The 15,366-nt window shown below is 59.8% G+C and carries 17 protein-coding genes; 13 read left to right on the top strand and 4 right to left on the bottom strand.

Annotation, left to right across the window (positions count from 1 at the left end):
• Positions 1-383: 383 nt before the first annotated feature.
• The 10 genes from QMK55_RS05045 (at position 384) to QMK55_RS05000 (ending at position 9,825) form a co-directional block, all read left to right on the top strand.
• Positions 384-1,133 (top strand): electron transfer flavoprotein subunit beta/FixA family protein, encoded by a 750-nt coding sequence (locus QMK55_RS05045; RefSeq protein ID WP_003226982.1) that lies wholly within the window; start codon positions 384-386, stop codon positions 1,131-1,133.
• Positions 1,134-2,063, top strand: coding sequence for an electron transfer flavoprotein subunit alpha/FixB family protein (locus tag QMK55_RS05040; RefSeq protein WP_086794169.1), 930 nt, complete (start codon positions 1,134-1,136; stop codon positions 2,061-2,063).
• Between the two features lie 79 nt (positions 2,064-2,142).
• Positions 2,143-2,964 carry a substrate-binding periplasmic protein gene (locus QMK55_RS05035; protein ID WP_320328783.1) on the top strand — a complete coding sequence of 274 codons (822 nt, stop codon included), beginning with the start codon at positions 2,143-2,145 and terminating at the stop codon, positions 2,962-2,964.
• Positions 2,965-2,973: 9 nt separating this feature from the next.
• Entirely contained in the window at positions 2,974-3,330 is a 357-nt protein-coding gene (locus tag QMK55_RS05030) for a DUF4398 domain-containing protein (RefSeq protein WP_174823771.1), read from the top strand.
• Entirely contained in the window at positions 3,327-4,139 is an 813-nt protein-coding gene (locus QMK55_RS05025; protein ID WP_102354113.1) for an OmpA family protein, read from the top strand. Before QMK55_RS05030 ends, QMK55_RS05025 begins: the two co-directional genes overlap by 4 nt.
• A 201-nt stretch (positions 4,140-4,340) precedes the next feature.
• A complete protein-coding gene (locus QMK55_RS05020; protein WP_064588649.1) occupies positions 4,341-5,780 on the top strand; it encodes a PLP-dependent aminotransferase family protein in 1,440 nt (479 codons plus the stop codon).
• Between the two features lie 78 nt (positions 5,781-5,858).
• Positions 5,859-6,353 carry a translation initiation factor 2 gene (locus QMK55_RS05015; RefSeq protein ID WP_320328782.1) on the top strand — a complete coding sequence of 165 codons (495 nt, stop codon included), beginning with the start codon at positions 5,859-5,861 and terminating at the stop codon, positions 6,351-6,353.
• Positions 6,354-6,518: 165 nt separating this feature from the next.
• Entirely contained in the window at positions 6,519-6,773 is a 255-nt protein-coding gene (locus tag QMK55_RS05010) for a YkgJ family cysteine cluster protein (RefSeq protein WP_102354111.1), read from the top strand.
• A 41-nt stretch (positions 6,774-6,814) separates the two neighbouring features.
• Positions 6,815-7,420: an START domain-containing protein gene (locus QMK55_RS05005; protein WP_102354110.1), complete on the top strand. Its 606-nt coding sequence runs from the start codon at positions 6,815-6,817 to the stop codon at positions 7,418-7,420.
• Positions 7,421-7,731: 311 nt separating this feature from the next.
• Positions 7,732-9,825 (top strand): LTA synthase family protein, encoded by a 2,094-nt coding sequence (locus tag QMK55_RS05000; RefSeq protein WP_102354109.1) that lies wholly within the window; start codon positions 7,732-7,734, stop codon positions 9,823-9,825.
• Positions 9,826-9,880: 55 nt separating this feature from the next.
• On the opposite strand, the gene QMK55_RS04995 is transcribed toward QMK55_RS05000, so the two are convergent.
• Positions 9,881-10,039: a DUF3309 family protein gene (locus tag QMK55_RS04995; RefSeq protein ID WP_169432680.1), complete on the bottom strand. Its 159-nt coding sequence runs from the start codon at positions 10,037-10,039 to the stop codon at positions 9,881-9,883.
• A 301-nt stretch (positions 10,040-10,340) separates the two neighbouring features.
• Here QMK55_RS04995 and QMK55_RS04990 point away from each other — a divergent pair, with 301 nt between their 5' ends.
• From QMK55_RS04990 to csrA, 3 genes are all read left to right on the top strand, one after another.
• Positions 10,341-11,156 carry an SDR family oxidoreductase gene (locus tag QMK55_RS04990; RefSeq protein ID WP_320328781.1) on the top strand — a complete coding sequence of 272 codons (816 nt, stop codon included), beginning with the start codon at positions 10,341-10,343 and terminating at the stop codon, positions 11,154-11,156.
• Positions 11,157-11,219: 63 nt separating this feature from the next.
• Complete coding sequence (locus tag QMK55_RS04985; protein ID WP_003226957.1) at positions 11,220-11,552, top strand: YnfA family protein; 333 nt, start codon at positions 11,220-11,222, stop codon at positions 11,550-11,552.
• Between the two features lie 146 nt (positions 11,553-11,698).
• Complete coding sequence (gene csrA, locus QMK55_RS04980; RefSeq protein WP_102354107.1) at positions 11,699-11,884, top strand: carbon storage regulator CsrA; 186 nt, start codon at positions 11,699-11,701, stop codon at positions 11,882-11,884.
• Between the two features lie 4 nt (positions 11,885-11,888).
• Here csrA and QMK55_RS04975 read toward each other — a convergent pair whose 3' ends face one another.
• The 3 genes from QMK55_RS04975 to ngg form a co-directional block, all read right to left on the bottom strand.
• Positions 11,889-12,116 carry a YheU family protein gene (locus tag QMK55_RS04975; protein ID WP_003192759.1) on the bottom strand — a complete coding sequence of 76 codons (228 nt, stop codon included), beginning with the start codon at positions 12,114-12,116 and terminating at the stop codon, positions 11,889-11,891.
• A gap of 175 nt (positions 12,117-12,291) precedes the next feature.
• Positions 12,292-13,479 carry an osmoprotectant NAGGN system M42 family peptidase gene (locus QMK55_RS04970; RefSeq protein WP_102354106.1) on the bottom strand — a complete coding sequence of 396 codons (1,188 nt, stop codon included), beginning with the start codon at positions 13,477-13,479 and terminating at the stop codon, positions 12,292-12,294.
• Between the two features lie 141 nt (positions 13,480-13,620).
• Positions 13,621-15,366 (bottom strand): N-acetylglutaminylglutamine synthetase, encoded by a 1,746-nt coding sequence (gene ngg, locus QMK55_RS04965; RefSeq protein ID WP_102354105.1) that lies wholly within the window; start codon positions 15,364-15,366, stop codon positions 13,621-13,623.

The following is a 15,366-nucleotide window of genomic DNA, read 5'->3' as shown; positions in this document are numbered from 1 at the left end:
ACTCCGAGCGTCCAATACAAACGTTTGTTTGAATTGGCTCCAGCCCAGAGAAATCAAAGAAGCGCGGCTTATGAACGACCATTTTGCCGTATTGACCGGAATAGGCGTTCCGGTCAAGATACGGGCGGTTTTGCGCTCGTCGTAGGCAGACTGGCGGTTTCAAGAGCACCTCTAAAGACAGGGCACAGGCAGTTGAAGGTGATGCGCAGCGCAGGTCCGGCGCGCAGTTTACACACCGTGCAGATCCATGACTTGTTGGTCACCACTGACGAACGGTCATCGCCCCCAGCCGGCGTTTTTAGAGGTGCCCTTGTGCCCGATGAGCATCAACCGCCAGGTTCGCCTAGGCGACTTTCTTTTCACCGGAGAGTAACGAGGAATCCATGAAGGTTCTTGTAGCTGTCAAACGCGTTGTGGATTACAACGTCAAGGTTCGCGTCAAGGCGGACAATTCCGGCGTCGATCTCGCCAACGTCAAGATGTCGATGAACCCGTTCTGCGAAATCGCAGTGGAAGAAGCCGTACGCCTGAAAGAGAAAGGTGTTGCGACTGAAATCGTCGTCGTCTCCATCGGCCCGTCCACCGCTCAGGAACAGCTGCGTACCGCACTGGCTCTGGGTGCCGACCGCGCCATCCTCGTCGAATCCGCTGAAGACCTGACTTCGCTGGCCGTGGCCAAGCTGCTCAAGGCAGTGGTCGACAAGGAACAGCCTCAACTGGTGATCCTGGGCAAACAGGCCATCGACAGCGACAACAACCAGACCGGTCAGATGCTCGCTGCATTGAGCGGCTACGGTCAGGGCACTTTCGCCTCGAAAGTCGAAGTCTCCGGCGACAGCGTTGCCGTGACCCGCGAAATCGACGGCGGCGCGCAGACCGTTTCGCTGAAACTGCCGGCCATCGTCACCACCGACCTGCGTTTGAACGAGCCGCGCTACGCGTCCCTGCCAAACATCATGAAAGCCAAGAAGAAGCCTCTCGAAGTGCTGACTCCGGACGCGTTGGGCGTTTCCACCGCTTCCACCAACAAGACCCTGAAAGTCGAAGCGCCGGCTGCACGCAGCGCGGGCATCAAGGTCAAGTCGGTGGCTGAACTGGTCGAGAAACTGAAAAACGAAGCGAAGGTAATCTAAATGACTATCTTGGTTATTGCTGAACACGACAACAAAGTGCTGGCCCCGGCCACGCTGAACACTGTTGCTGCTGCTGCCAAAATCGGCGGCGACATCCACGTGCTGGTTGCAGGTCAAGGCGCTGGCGCCGTGGCTGAAGCTGCGGCAAAAATCGCTGGTGTGAGTAAAGTCCTGAATGCTGACAATGCCGCTTACGCGCATCAGTTGCCAGAAAACGTTGCTCCGCTGGTTGCTGAGCTGGGCAAGGGTTACAGCCACATCCTGGCTGCCGCCACTTCCAACGGCAAAAACATCCTGCCGCGCGTAGCCGCTGCACTGGACGTTGACCAGATCTCCGAGATCATCTCGGTGGAAAGCGCTGACACCTTCAAGCGCCCGATCTACGCCGGTAACGCCATCGCTACCGTGCAGTCGACTGCTCCAATCAAAGTGATCACCGTACGTGCCACCGGTTTCGACCCGGTTGCTGCTGAAGGTGGTTCGGCTGCTGTTGAAGCGGTTGCTGCTGCGCACGACGCCGGCACTTCCAGCTTCGTCAGCGAAGAACTGGCCAAGTCCGATCGTCCTGAACTGACTGCTGCCAAGATCGTCGTTTCCGGCGGCCGCGGCATGCAGAACGGCGACAACTTCAAACACCTGTACGCCCTGGCCGACAAGCTGGGCGCTGCCGTCGGTGCTTCGCGCGCCGCGGTCGACGCAGGTTTCGTTCCGAACGACATGCAGGTCGGTCAGACCGGCAAGATCGTTGCGCCTCAGCTGTACATCGCCGTCGGTATCTCCGGCGCGATTCAGCACCTGGCCGGCATGAAAGACTCCAAGGTGATCGTTGCGATCAACAAGGACGAAGAAGCGCCGATCTTCCAGGTGGCCGATTACGGCCTGGTGGCGGATCTGTTCGAAGCAGTCCCTGAGCTGGAGAAGCTGGTCTAATCCGGCGGCTTCACTTATAAAGAGCCCGGCCTTCTGGTCGGGCTTTTTTTTGTTTCGGATTTGAGTGGAGCGTGTTGCCATGGATCTGCGCCGCAGGTTGTTATTGGGATTGATCCTCTTGCCGGGGATGGCTGCGGCTGCCGGCAAATGCGAGCGCCTCGTCGTTACCGGCAGCCCGGACGCACCGCCGTACCTGTGGCAGGACCCGCAGAACCCTAAACAGTTGATCGGCGCCAGTGCCGACCTGTTGCAGCAAGTGGCCAAGGACCTCGGCATCAAGGTCGAGCTGCTTTACGCCGGCAAACGCGCGCAGGCCCTCGATGAGGTGCGCAGTGGGCGCATGGACATGCTGGCCGACACGCCGCTGATGTTCAACGAGCTGGAAAACCTCGACTACATCTATCCGCCACTGCTGGAAAACGACTACCTGGTGTGGACGCGCAAAGGCTCGACGCTGATCTACCGCGAAGCCAAAGACCTGCACGGGCACACTGGCGGACTGTCGGAAAAGTCTCGAATGACTCACGAATTCGGTACTTTCGCCGAGCAGAATCTGACCCTGACGCGCACGGCAAACATCACTCAGGCCTTTCAGAAACTTCTGCTGGGTGAAGTGGAATATGTACTCGCCGGGCGCTACTCGGGCATGGCTGCCGCGCAGGCATTGGGCATGGCCAATGACCTGCTGGCCTTCGAGCAACCGATCGACCGACCGGGCCTGTTCCTCGCGGTTTCGCACAACTCGGCCTGCAACGATCCGTGGTTGCGCGGACAGCTCGCTAAAAAGATGACAGAATTGCCCGCGTCCGGACTGACCGAAGCCGCGCTGCAACGCAACATCGAGCGCTGGAAGGCGCAGCAGCAACAGCCGCAGCCATCTGTCAGTGCCCCAAAACAGTAGGGATTCTTAGTGAGTATTCGACCTCTTTTCGCGGCCATGGCCGTTCTGGCCCTGGCCGGCTGCGCCAACGATCCGGCACCCAATGAACAAATGCGTCTGACCGAGCAGGCCATCGCCCAGGCCAAGGCCGTGGGTGCGACCGCCGATGAAATGCCGGAAATGAAACTGGCCGAAGACAAGTTCAACCGGGCCAAGGGCAACATGGCCGATGAGTCGTTCAAGAACGCGCGCATGCGTTCCGAGCAGGCCGAGCTGGATGCGCGTCTGGCCGAAGCCAAAGTGCTGACGCAAAAGAGCGAAGAGCAATTGAATGTGCTGAACACCCGCATCATCCGTCTGCGCAAGCAACTGGGAGATGCCCAATGAACCTCAAGTCAAAAGCCCTCGGCGGACTGATTCTGGCCGGTTGCGCGAGCCTCTACGGCTGCGCCGGCCAACACAGCGAAGCCGCCCTGCAGCAGGCCAGCAGCGACTTCCAGAAGGTCAAGGAAGACTCCAACGTGCTGCGCATCGCGCCGAAAGACGTGATCCGCGCGGGTGAGTCGCTGGCCCGGGCCGATCGGCTGTCGACCTATTGGGGCAGCGGCTGGGACGTTGCGCATTACGCTTACCTGAGCCAGCGCTACAGCGAAATCGCCCGCGAGCACACCACTCTGGTGCTCAACGAAGAGCGTGCGGCGAAGCTCGAGCTGGAACGCCAGCGCCTGCAACTGGCCCTTCGCGAGTCCAAACTGCTGAGCGTGCAGCAGCAGGGCAAGTGGCTCGAAGAGCAGATCGTCGCGCTGGCCACTACTCAGACCGATCGCGGCCTGGTGATGACCCTCGGCGATGTGCTGTTCGACACCGGCGAAGCGGAGCTGAAGAACTCGGCTAACCGCGTAGTGTTGAAAATTGTGCAGTTCCTGCAGCTCAACCCGAAACGCGTGGTGCGTATCGAGGGCTACACCGACAGCACCGGCGGCAAACAGGAAAACCTCAAGCTGTCGCGTGATCGCGCACAAGCGGTGGCCGATGTGCTGATGGACCTCGGCATCGAGGACAAGCGCATTCAGGTCGAAGGTTACGGCGACGAGTACCCGGTGGACGCCAACGCTTCCGAGCGCGGGCGGGCACAGAATCGTCGGGTGGAAATTGTGTTCTCCGACGAAAAAGGCCAGCTCGGCGCCGCCCGCTGAGGGCTGCGTCTCTGGAAAGCCCGGGCTGTCATGCAGCGCCGGGCTTTTTTACGTCTGTCGATTGGCGCGCAAATCCATACAGTTGTAGCTGACACCGCACTGTATGGTTGACTAAAGTGGCAACTGTCCCAGTACACTTCTAAACTGTTCCGGTATTGTTTCATACAAGAATAAAATGCCCGTGAAATCGAGTGCTGCGTCATGACCAATCTCTTGCTCTACCAACGTATTGCTCAACAACTGGCTGAAGACATCCGCCGTGGCGTCTATCAGCCCGGGGAACGCGTGCCGTCGGTGCGCAAGATGAGTTCGCAGCTCAATGTCAGCCATGCGACGGTGTTGCAGGCTTACGCCAATCTCGAAGACCAGGGCCTGATCCGTGCGCGGCCGCAGTCCGGTTACTACGTGCACCAGACACCGGCGCTGACGGCGCCGACGCCGGATATCGCCCGGGTCGAACGGCCAGGGCTGGTCACTCGCGCCAGCATCATTCAGCAAGTGTTGGTCGAATCGCGTCGCGAAGGCGTATTTCCCTTGGGCGCGGCGGTGCCGAGTGTCGAATATTTGCCGGTTCGCGCCCTGCATCAGCAATTGGCCAAAGTCACCCGTTTCCATAGCCCGCGGGCATTCAGTTACATGTTCAGCCCCGGTTTTGAACCGTTGCGCCGGCAAGTGGCTATCCGCATGCGCGACGCCGGCGTCGTGGTCGATCCGTCAGAAGTGGTGATTACCCACGGTTGTGTCGATGCGTTGCAGATGTCGTTGCGCGTGTTGACCCGTCCGGGTGACCTGATTGCCGCCGAGTCGCCGACCTATTACGGCTTGCTGCAACTGGCCGACCTGCTGGGCCTGAAAGTGATCGAGATTCCCAGCGATCCAGCCACCGGCATGAGCCTTGAGGCTTTGCAACTGGCCGCCAACCAATGGTCGATCAAGGCGCTGGTGCTGACCACGCGACTGAGTAATCCACTGGGCGGCACCATGCCCGAAGAGCGGCAGAAACAATTGCTGCGTCTGGCCTCGGACTTCGATATCCAGATTGTCGAAGATGACATCTATGGCGAATTGATGTTCGAACAGGGCCGCACCAAAGCCCTGAAAGCCTATGACCGGCTCGACCGGGTGATCTACTGCTCGAGCTTCTCCAAAACGTTGTCGCCGGGAGTGCGTGTCGGCTGGATGATTGCCGGCAAGTATCAGCAGGAAATCCAGCGCCTGCAGACGTTCACCACGCACTCGGCGTGCAGCGTGACGCAAATGGCGATAGCCGCTTATCTGGAAAATGGCGGTTATGACCGGCATTTACGGTACATCCGCCAGGAATACCGAAAAAACCTCAGCGCCTTCCAGCTGGCGGTGCAGCAGTACTTCCCCGAAGGCACGCAAATGACCCGGCCCACCGGCGGTTTCATCCTCTGGGTGAGTCTGCCGGGCAGGGTCAATACCCAGGAATTGCACGTGCGCGCATTGCAGCAGGGCATCAGCATCGCGCCGGGGCTGATCTTCAGTAATACCGAGCAGTTCAATCACTGTATCCGCCTCAATTGCGGCACACCGTGGAATCGCGAGGCGGAAAGGGCGCTGATGACCCTCGGTTTACTGGCGACTCAACTGTGCCAGGAAACTGCTGGCGGATTTTGAACGAGCGGTGCGTCGTGCTTGTCTTGTGACGCTCAACAAGCGAGCATATGGCCCTCTGCCGTTAGTGTTGTTGGGTTCATGAAAGCGATTTTTCCTGCCGCCTGGATTTTGCTTGGTGTGTTGACGATGGGCCACGTGCCCGGTGTCTTGGCAGCCGCCGTTCAGGAAAAAACCGCAACGTCTGCCCCGGTGAGCAAAGCGGTCGCCAGCAAAAAAGCCGCAGCAGATAAGAATGCTCAGGATAAAAAGGCCCAGCAGAAGAAAACCGCCCCGGTGAAGAAACGGCCTCCGGTCGCTTCCAAGTCGAAACCGGCCAGTGAGGTGGTGAAAACCAGATTGCCGCCAGCCAAGCTGGATCTGAGCCTGCCCAAGGACATGGTCCAGCAGCTCAAACCGGCCGGTACCGTGCCGATGCCCAAACACGACGCGATCCTGCCGCAGATGTTTGGCGAGAAGAACAGCGGATTCCAGCTCAACGGCCGTCTGCTCAGCAACGAAATGCAGTTGCAACTGCGCAACGAAGAACGCCGCGAAGTCGAAGGCGCAGCGCTGGATTTCGAGTTCAAGCAGTAAATTCAATCGATCCGTGACCCGCAGACCAGACGCTTTGTCGGAGACTGGTCAGTCACATTCAGTTATCGGTAAAAACCCCGGTTCAGGGAATTTGAAACAACCGTTTTAGCGGTTACTCTGTCCGTGTCTCTTTAACACATTGCCCGTCGCGAGGACTTGCTCGTCATGAAATGCCGTGAAGGCTGTGGCGCTTGCTGTATTGCCCCTTCCATCAGTTCTGCCATTCCGGGCATGCCCAATGGCAAACCCGCCGGCGAACGTTGCGTGCAGCTGTCGGTCGAAAACCTGTGCAATATTTTCGGTCAACCGGAGCGTCCGGCGGTCTGTTCCGGCTTCGCGGCTGATGTCGAAGTCTGTGGCAGCAGCTCGGAAGAAGCGATCAAACTGATCGGCTGGTGGGAGCAGATGACAGCGGCGTGATGTGTCAAACGAACGGAACTTCAACAATAAGGAATAAGACTATGGGTTCGCTGCATCGTATCGCTGTGTTGTGTGGTTTGACGGCCGTGCTGGCCACTTCGGTTGCTCAGGCCGAGGACTGGAAAGTCGCCAAGGAGCAGGACGGGATCAAGGTCTCGCTGGCCGAAGTGCCGGGTTCCGATTACAAGTCCTATCAGGGTGTTGCCCTGATGAAGACCACCGTTGCCAAACTGCGTGCCTTGCAGGAAGACGTGTCCGCAGCTTGCGCCTGGATTCACGAGTGCAAGACCCAGAAGCTGCTCAAGCATGAAGGCGATCAGAGCTGGACCTACACCCAGTTCAATACGCCGTGGCCAGTGACTCCGCGTGATTCGGTGCTGCACATCACCACCGTTGAAGGTGCCGATGGCAGCCTGACCCGCAACCTCGAAGGCGTACCGAAGTACATTCCCGAAGAGAAAGGCTTTGTCCGTGTCGCCCAGGTCAAAGGTTTCTGGAAGTTCGTGCCCAAAGGTGATCAGGTCGAAGTGACTTATCAGGTACACACCGAGCCAGGCGGCAGCGTGCCGAGCATGATTGCCAACAAGTTTGTGGTCGACGCGCCGTTCAACACCCTTAAATCCCTGAAAGAACGCGCCGAGAAGTAATCCTCGCGCTTTGCGCAAAACGCCCCGATCGATTCGGGGCGTTTTTGTTTTGTCGCTATATTGTGTTTCCAGATATGCGTTGAACGAAATTTTCACAAAGCGTTCCAGACAATTCGCCCGCGCAATTCACGTCGTCCCTATGCGGCAGCCGGTATGAAAGAGTCGGGCAGTGGGGCAGTAATCAATGGCAATGCTGCCGTTGATCGTGCAACATTTGCGCACCGCGCACGCCCCGGGGCCTGGATAGGCCAATAGAGGGCATGGCGCAGCTGTATTTTGCAACTTCAACTTCCAATGGGTCCTAAAACGACATGGCAAACCCGGACGCCCTGAATCAGCAGCGATCTTCCACTCGCCTGCTGCAACCGACCGTCAAATCGCATCTGGCCTACACACTGTTGTGTGCCCTGGTCATGATGGTGATGTTTTCCGTGCTGCGCCTCGCGCTGCTGGTCTACAACCGCGAGATGATCCTCGACACCCCGGCTTCGACCTTCCTCGAAGCCTTCGCCAACGGCCTGCGTTTCGACCTGCGCCTGGTGGTCTACATCTGCGTTCCGCTGCTGCTGGCACTGTTCAGTGCGCGGGCGATGGCTGCTCGCGGCTTCTTCCGTCTGTGGCTGACCGTTGCATCCAGTATCGCGCTGTTCCTCGGCCTGATGGAAATGGACTTCTACCGCGAGTTTCACCAGCGCCTCAACGGCCTGGTGTTCCAGTACGTGAAGGAAGACCCGAAAACCGTAATGAGCATGCTCTGGTACGGTTTTCCGGTGGTGCGCTACCTGCTGGCGTGGGCCGTTGGCACTGTGATCCTGACCCTGGCCTTCAAGGGCGCCGACCGCGCGACCCGTCCACGCGGTCCGTTCAGTGGCGGCAACGTCGGCACCCGTCAGGTGGCGCCGTGGTACACCCGCCTCGCGGTGTTCGTGGTCTGCCTGCTGATCTGCGTGGTGGCTGCCCGTGGCACCCTGCGTCAGGGCCCGCCGCTGCGCTGGGGTGACGTGTACACCACCGAATCGAACTTCGCCAACCAGCTCGGCCTCAACGGCACACTGTCGCTGATTGCGGCCGCCAAGGACCGCATGGGCGAAGATCGCAACAACATCTGGAAAGCCACGCTGCCGCAGGAACAAGCGCAGAAAGTCGTGCGCGAGATGCTGGTGATGCCGGACGACAAACTGGTCGATGCCGACATCGCTGCCGTGCGTCGTGACTACACGCCACCTGCCGACAAGACCCTGCCGATCAAGAACGTGGTCGTGATCCTGATGGAAAGCATGGCCGGTCACTCGGTGGGCGCCCTGGGCGCGCCGGGCAACATCACGCCGTACCTCGACAAACTGTCGAAGGAAGGCCTGCTGTTCGACCGTTTCTTCTCCAACGGCACCCATACCCACCAGGGTATGTTCGCTACCATGGCGTGCTTCCCGAACCTGCCGGGTTTCGAATACCTGATGCAGACCCCGGAAGGCAGCCACAAGCTCTCCGGCCTGCCGCAACTGCTCAGCGCGCGCAAGTATGACGACGTCTACGTCTACAACGGTGACTTCGCCTGGGACAACCAGTCGGGCTTCTTCAGCAACCAGGGCATGACCAACTTCGTTGGCCGTAACGACTTCGTCAACCCGGTGTTCTCTGATCCGACCTGGGGCGTGTCCGACCAGGACATGTTCGACCGCGGTCTGGTGGAACTGAAGGCGCGGGAAAACGGCAAGCCGTTCTACGCGCTGCTGCAAACCCTGTCCAACCACACGCCGTACGCCTTGCCGACGCCATTGCCGGTCGAGCGCGTGACCGATCGCGGCACGCTCAACGAACACCTGACCGCCATGCGTTACGCCGACTGGGCACTGGGTCAGTTCTTCGAGAAGGCGCGCAAAGAGCCGTACTTCAAGGAAACCCTGTTCGTGATTGTCGGCGACCATGGTTTCGGCAACGAGCGTCAGATCACCGAAATGGACCTGGGCCGCTTCAACGTGCCGATGCTGATGATCGCACCGGGCATTCAGGAGAAGTTCGGTACCCGTGACCACACCGTGGGCACCCAGATCGACATCGTACCGACCATCATGGGCCGTCTCGGCGGCGAAGTGCGTCATCAGTGCTGGGGCCGCGACTTGCTCAACCTGCCGGCAGGCGACACCGGTTTCGGTGTGATCAAGCCGTCGGGCAGCGAGCAGACCACGGCCATCGTGACTGCCGACCAGATCCTGGTGCTGCCGAAAGAGAAGGAAATGGCGCCGAAGATCTATCAGTACCAACTGGGCGCGAACCCTTCTGCCGAGATCATTCCGGACGCCCCGCGTACCGCAGAATTGAAGCTCAAGCTTGAAGCGTTCCTGCAAACAGCGACCAAGAGCCTGATGGACAACACCGCCGGTGTGGTCAACGGCAAGCCAGACTGATAAACCGCTGCATGAAAAAGAGGCCCCTGAGGGCCTCTTTTTTTGTCTTGGGGTTTTATATCCTGCCCAGTAACAGCAAGACCAACAGCACCACCAATACCACGCCGATAATGCCCGACGGGCCATAACCCCAACTTCTGGAGTGCGGGAAGACCGGCAGACCACCGATCAGCAACAGGATCAGGATAATGATAAGAATTGTGCCCATGTCGATTTCCTTGTTGATAGTGTTCGAGAAGTCTTGGTATTCAAGGGCGACTGGAGATTAATTAAATCCAGACGGCTTACAAATTCCGACTGGCACGAATGACAGAAAATTCAAAGTTTTTTTAATGTATTTAGGCCGCAGGTTTATTTCCTTTTTCCCGCCTCGCAAGTTCAGAACTCTGTCGCTTCAAACGAATCCAACGCGCCACGGTTTGCCCCCACCATTCAGCAATCTGATGGAGCGTGGGTGGTCGCGGATCCTTCGCTACACTCCGCGCATCTCCTACGGAACAACAAGGCTGTCTGCTATGCAAAATCGCATGATGATCACTGGCGCGGGCTCAGGTTTAGGTCGCGAAATCGCGCTGCGCTGGGCCCGTGAAGGCTGGCAACTGGCCTTGTCCGACGTCAGCGAGCCTGGCCTGCAGGAAACCTTGAAGCAGGTGCGCGAGGCCGGTGGCGACGGTTTCACCCAGCGTTGCGATGTGCGCGACTACAGCCAGCTCACCGCGTTTGCCCAGGCCTGCGAAGTGAAGCTGGGCGGCATCGATGTCATCGTCAACAACGCGGGTGTGGCGTCCGGCGGGTTCTTCAGCGAACTGTCGCTGGAGGACTGGGACTGGCAGATCGCAATCAACCTGATGGGCGTGGTCAAGGGTTGCAAGGCGTTCCTGCCGCTGCTGGAGCAGAGCAAAGGCAAGATCATTAACATCGCCTCGATGGCGGCGTTGATGCAAGGCCCGGCCATGAGTAATTACAACGTGGCCAAGGCCGGTGTGGTGGCATTGTCCGAAAGCCTGCTGGTCGAACTGGCGCAACAGGAAGTTGGTGTGCATGTGGTCTGCCCGTCGTTCTTCCAGACCAACTTGCTCGATTCGTTCCGTGGCCCGACCCCGGCGATGAAAGCGCAGGTTGGCAAGTTGCTGGAAAGTTCGCCGATCAGCGCAGCCGACATTGCTGACTACATCTACCAGCAAGTGGCCGCCGGCGAGTTCATGATTCTGCCGCACGAGCAGGGGCGTATGGCCTGGGCGATCAAGCAGAAGAACCCGCAACTGATCTACAACGAAATGACCACCATGGCCGATAAAATGCGCGCCAAGACCAAACAAACCAACGGCTGAACTTGCCCAGTGGGTGTCGCGTCGTTAGGGTGGCCGCAATGGTCACCCTGTCGAGACGCATCAATGCTCAATTACCTGTGGTTCTTCCTCGCGGCGCTGTTTGAAATCGCCGGTTGTTTCGCTTTTTTCATGTGGCTGCGCCAGGGCAAAAGTGCCTTGTGGGTCATTCCAGCGCTGCTCAGCCTGACCCTGTTCGCCCTGTTGCTCACCCGTGTTGAAGCGGCTTACGCCGGTCGCGCCTATGCCGCGTATGGCGGGATCTACATCGTGGCGTCGATCGGCTGGCTGGCGGTGGTCGAGCGCGTGCGCCCGCTGGGTTCGGACTGGATCGGCGTGGCGCTGTGCGTGATCGGGGCGAGCGTGATTCTGTTCGGTCCGCGTTTTTCCGCCGCTTGAGACGAGACTGTTTAGCGATTTGCAGGAAATGTCTGACGGGCGCAGCGCTTTAGGGTGTAGGGCAAGACTGAATTGCTCGCCACGCATTGTCGAGCGGGCGCCGACCGCGCATCTTCAGGGCTGGCTAACCCTGAAGGACGAACTCCATGCTTGTACTCAGCCGTGTTGTGGGCGAGTTGATTTCCATCGGTGACGACATTTCCGTGCGCGTTTTGTCGGTCAACGGTTCCAGCGTGCGCTTTGGTGTCGAAGCACCGCAGAAGGTCAATGTGCACCGCTCTGAAGTCTACGAGCGGATTCAGCGCAAACAGGCCACTGAAAAAGTCCGCTGAAGTCTCAGTCGAACAGATGCTTGGGCACGTCATGTTTGAGCATCAATTGGCATTGCTCGCTTTCCGGGTCGAACACGATCAGTGCCTGGCCTTTGGTCAGTGCCTGGCGCACGCGCAGCACGCGGGTTTCCAACGGTGTGTCATCACCGTTGTCGGTGCCGTCGCGGGTGACGAAGTCCTCGATCAGACGGGTGAGGGTGTCGACTTCAAGAGCGTCGTAGGGGATCAGCATGGGCACCTCGGTTCAATCAATGTCGGGATGCTACGGCGATTGCCGGTTGGCTGCCAGTTTTTGCGTTGACCGCACCAGCCTCTTCGCGAGCAAGCCCGCTCCCACATGGGAACGCATTCCAAATGTGGGAGCGGGCTTGCTCGCGAAGAGGCCGGTACAGACAACAATTATCTATCTAGTCGGAACGCTGCCCGACCAGACTGTCCACCGGCGGCACCCGCGTATCGCTCTCCATCTGCGTGTCGTGTTCAATCTGATGACTGAAGCGATCCAGCGAAGCATTCGCCGGCGCTGCATCGCTGGCGAACACCGGCGGACTCAAAATGTAGGCGCCCAACAACCGGCTCAACGCCGCCAGACTGTCGATGTGCGTGCGCTCATAGCCATGGGTTGCATCACAACCAAACGCCAGCAGCGCCGTACGAATATCGTGCCCGGCGGTCACCGCCGAGTGCGCATCGCTGAAGTAGTAGCGGAACAGGTCACGGCGCACCGGCAGCTCGTTTTCACTGGCCAGGCGCAGTAAATGCCGCGACAGGTGATAGTCGTAAGGCCCGCCGGAATCCTGCATCGCCACGCTCACTGCGTGTTCGCTGGAATGTTGGCCCGGCGCGACCGGTGCAATGTCGATGCCGACGAACTCGCTGACATCCCACGGCAAGGCCGCCGCTGCGCCGCTACCGGTTTCTTCGGTGATGGTGAACAGCGGATGGCAGTCGATCATCAATTCCTGACCGCTGTCGACGATGGCTTTGAGCGAGGCGAGCAACGCCGCGACCCCTGCCTTGTCATCCAGGTGACGGGCGCTGATATGACCGCTGTCGGTGAACTCCGGCAGCGGGTCGAACGCCACCACATCGCCGACGCTGATGCCCAGTGAGTCGCAATCGGCCTTGGTTGCGCAGTACGCGTCCAGGCGCAATTCGACGTGATCCCAACTGATCGGCATCTCGTCCACAGCGGTATTGAACGCGTGCCCGGAAGCCATCAGCGGCAGCACGCTGCCGCGAATCACGCCGTTGTCGGTGAACAGGCTGACCCGGCTGCCCTCGGCAAACCGGCTCGACCAGCAGCCGACCGGGGCCAGAGTCAGGCGGCCGTTGTCCTTCACCGCACGCACGGCGGCACCGATGGTGTCCAGGTGCGCGGAGACGGCGCGGTCGGGGCTGTTCTTCTTGCCCTTGAGGGTGGCGCGGATCGTGCCGCGACGGGTCATTTCGAAGGGAATGCCGAGTTCCTCCAGACGCTCGGCGACGTAGCGCACGATGGTGTCGGTGAACCCGGTGGGGCTGGGAATGGCGAGCATTTCCAGGAGGACTTTCTGCAGGTAGTTCAGATCCGGTTCGGGGATTTGCGTGGTCATGGAAACTCCTGATGGGTTGAGCACTGATCGTTCCCACGCTCTGCGTGGGAATGCAGCCAGGGACGCTCTGCGTCCCAAGAGCGGACGCAGAGCGTCCAGTGAGGCGTTCCCACGCAGAGCGTGGGAACGATCAGGAAAGGGTTAAATGGCCGGCTGACTGTGCGGAAACAACAAATCGACAAACCGCTCTGCCGTCGGCTGCGGTTCGTGGTTGGCCAGTCCCGCGCGTTCGTTGGCTTCGATAAACACGTACTCCGGCTGATCCGCCGCCGGCACCATCAAGTCGAGGCCAACCATCGGAATGTCCAGCGCCCGCGCCGCCCGTACGGCGGCATCGACCAGGGTCGGATGCAGAATCGCCGTGACGTCCTCCAGCGTGCCGCCGGTGTGCAGATTGGCGGTGCGGCGCACGAACAGATGCTCGCCGGCCGGCAGGATGCTGCTGTAGTCATACCCGGCCGCGTGCAGGGTGCGCTGGGTTTCCTGATCCAGTGGGATCTTGCTCTCGCCACCAGTGGCAGCTTGCCGGCGTCGGCTCTGGGCCTCGATCAGCGCGCCAATCGAATGGTGCCCGTCGCCGACCACTTCAGCGGGACGGCGAATCGCCGCCGCTACCACCTCAAAACCGATCACCAGAATTCGCAGGTCCAGCCCTTCGTGGAAACTTTCAAGCAGCACACGGCTGTCAAAATGTTTGGCGGACTCGATGGCCTGCTGCACCTCCTCGATGCTCTGCAGATCCACCGCCACACCTTGACCCTGTTCACCATCCAGTGGCTTGACCACCACCCGCTGATGCTCGTCGAGAAACGCCAGGTTGTCGTCGGCATTGCCTGCCAATTGCTGCGAGGGCAGCTTGAGGCCGGCGGCCTTCAACACTTTGTGGGTCAGGCTTTTGTCCTGACACAAACTCATGCTGATCGCACTGGTCAGGTCGCTCAGCGATTCGCGGCAACGCACCCGACGCCCGCCGTGACTGAGGGTGAACAGCCCGGCATCGGCGTCATCCACTTGCACATCGATGCCACGGCGATGCGCTTCTTCGACAATGATCCGTGCATACGGATTGAACTGCGCCTCCGGCCCCGGGCCGAGGAACAAAGGTTGGTTGATGCCGTTCTTGCGCTTGATGGCGAAGGTCGAGAGGTTGCGAAAACCGAGCTTGGCGTAGAGGTTCTTCGCCTGACGGTTGTCGTGCAGCACCGACAGGTCCAGATAGCTCAGACCGCGGCTCATGAAGTGCTCGATCAAGTGCCGCACCAGCACTTCGCCGACACCGGGGCGCGAGCATTGCGGATCGACCGCCAGGCACCACAGGCTGCTACCGTGTTCCGGGTCATTGAACGCTTTCTGATGATTGAGGCCCATGACGCTGCCGATCACCGCGCCGCTGTCTTCGTCTTCGGCCAGCCAGTACACCGGGCCACCCTGATGATGCGGGGTCAGCCGCGTGGCGTCGATCGGCAGCATGCCGCGAGCTTGATACAACTGATTGACGGCCTGCCAGTCCGCTTCGCTCTGCGCCCGGCGAATCCGGAAGCCGCGAAACACCCGGGTGGCCTGTCGGTAATCGCTGAACCACAGGCGCAGGGTGTCGGACGGATCGAGAAACAACTGAGCCGGTTCCAGGCCCAGAATCTGTTGCGGCGCGGCGACGTACAGGGCGATATCGCGCTCGCCGGGCTGCTCGTTGAGCAGTTCCTGCGCAAGCGTCGCCGGGTCAGGAAAGGTGTGGCCGATCAGCAGCCGGCCCCAACCGCAATGCACGGCGATGGGGTCGGCGCCGAGTTCGCTGCCGTCTTCGGCCAGACGCGCCTGCAAGCGTTCATACGACGGTGTCTGACCGCGCAACAGGCGTTGGCTGATAGCCGTGGCGTGAGGTTTCAT

Source organism: Pseudomonas sp. P8_229 (assembly GCF_034008635.1).
Classification (GTDB): Bacteria; Pseudomonadota; Gammaproteobacteria; order Pseudomonadales; family Pseudomonadaceae; genus Aquipseudomonas.
Note: the sequence above shows the minus strand (reverse complement) of the source record. Positions and strands in the feature narration are given on the sequence as shown.

What these genes read in the sequence shown, in the direction of transcription:
- QMK55_RS05035 (WP_320328783.1), top strand. Translation starts at nt 2,143, where the DNA reads ATGGATCTGCGCCGCAGGTTGTTATTGGGATTGATCCTCTTGCCGGGG.
- QMK55_RS04975 (WP_003192759.1), bottom strand. Translation starts at nt 12,116, where the DNA reads ATGCTGATCCCCTACGACGCTCTTGAAGTCGACACCCTCACCCGTCTG.
- QMK55_RS05010 (WP_102354111.1), top strand. Translation starts at nt 6,519, where the DNA reads ATGAAATGCCGTGAAGGCTGTGGCGCTTGCTGTATTGCCCCTTCCATC.
- QMK55_RS04990 (WP_320328781.1), top strand. Translation starts at nt 10,341, where the DNA reads ATGCAAAATCGCATGATGATCACTGGCGCGGGCTCAGGTTTAGGTCGC.
- QMK55_RS05040 (WP_086794169.1), top strand. Translation starts at nt 1,134, where the DNA reads ATGACTATCTTGGTTATTGCTGAACACGACAACAAAGTGCTGGCCCCG.
- QMK55_RS05005 (WP_102354110.1), top strand. Translation starts at nt 6,815, where the DNA reads ATGGGTTCGCTGCATCGTATCGCTGTGTTGTGTGGTTTGACGGCCGTG.
- QMK55_RS05045 (WP_003226982.1), top strand. Translation starts at nt 384, where the DNA reads ATGAAGGTTCTTGTAGCTGTCAAACGCGTTGTGGATTACAACGTCAAG.
- ngg (WP_102354105.1), bottom strand. Translation starts at nt 15,366, where the DNA reads ATGAAACCTCACGCCACGGCTATCAGCCAACGCCTGTTGCGCGGTCAG.
- QMK55_RS05020 (WP_064588649.1), top strand. Translation starts at nt 4,341, where the DNA reads ATGACCAATCTCTTGCTCTACCAACGTATTGCTCAACAACTGGCTGAA.
- QMK55_RS04970 (WP_102354106.1), bottom strand. Translation starts at nt 13,479, where the DNA reads ATGACCACGCAAATCCCCGAACCGGATCTGAACTACCTGCAGAAAGTC.
- QMK55_RS05000 (WP_102354109.1), top strand. Translation starts at nt 7,732, where the DNA reads ATGGCAAACCCGGACGCCCTGAATCAGCAGCGATCTTCCACTCGCCTG.
- QMK55_RS05015 (WP_320328782.1), top strand. Translation starts at nt 5,859, where the DNA reads ATGAAAGCGATTTTTCCTGCCGCCTGGATTTTGCTTGGTGTGTTGACG.
- csrA (WP_102354107.1), top strand. Translation starts at nt 11,699, where the DNA reads ATGCTTGTACTCAGCCGTGTTGTGGGCGAGTTGATTTCCATCGGTGAC.
- QMK55_RS05025 (WP_102354113.1), top strand. Translation starts at nt 3,327, where the DNA reads ATGAACCTCAAGTCAAAAGCCCTCGGCGGACTGATTCTGGCCGGTTGC.
- QMK55_RS04985 (WP_003226957.1), top strand. Translation starts at nt 11,220, where the DNA reads ATGCTCAATTACCTGTGGTTCTTCCTCGCGGCGCTGTTTGAAATCGCC.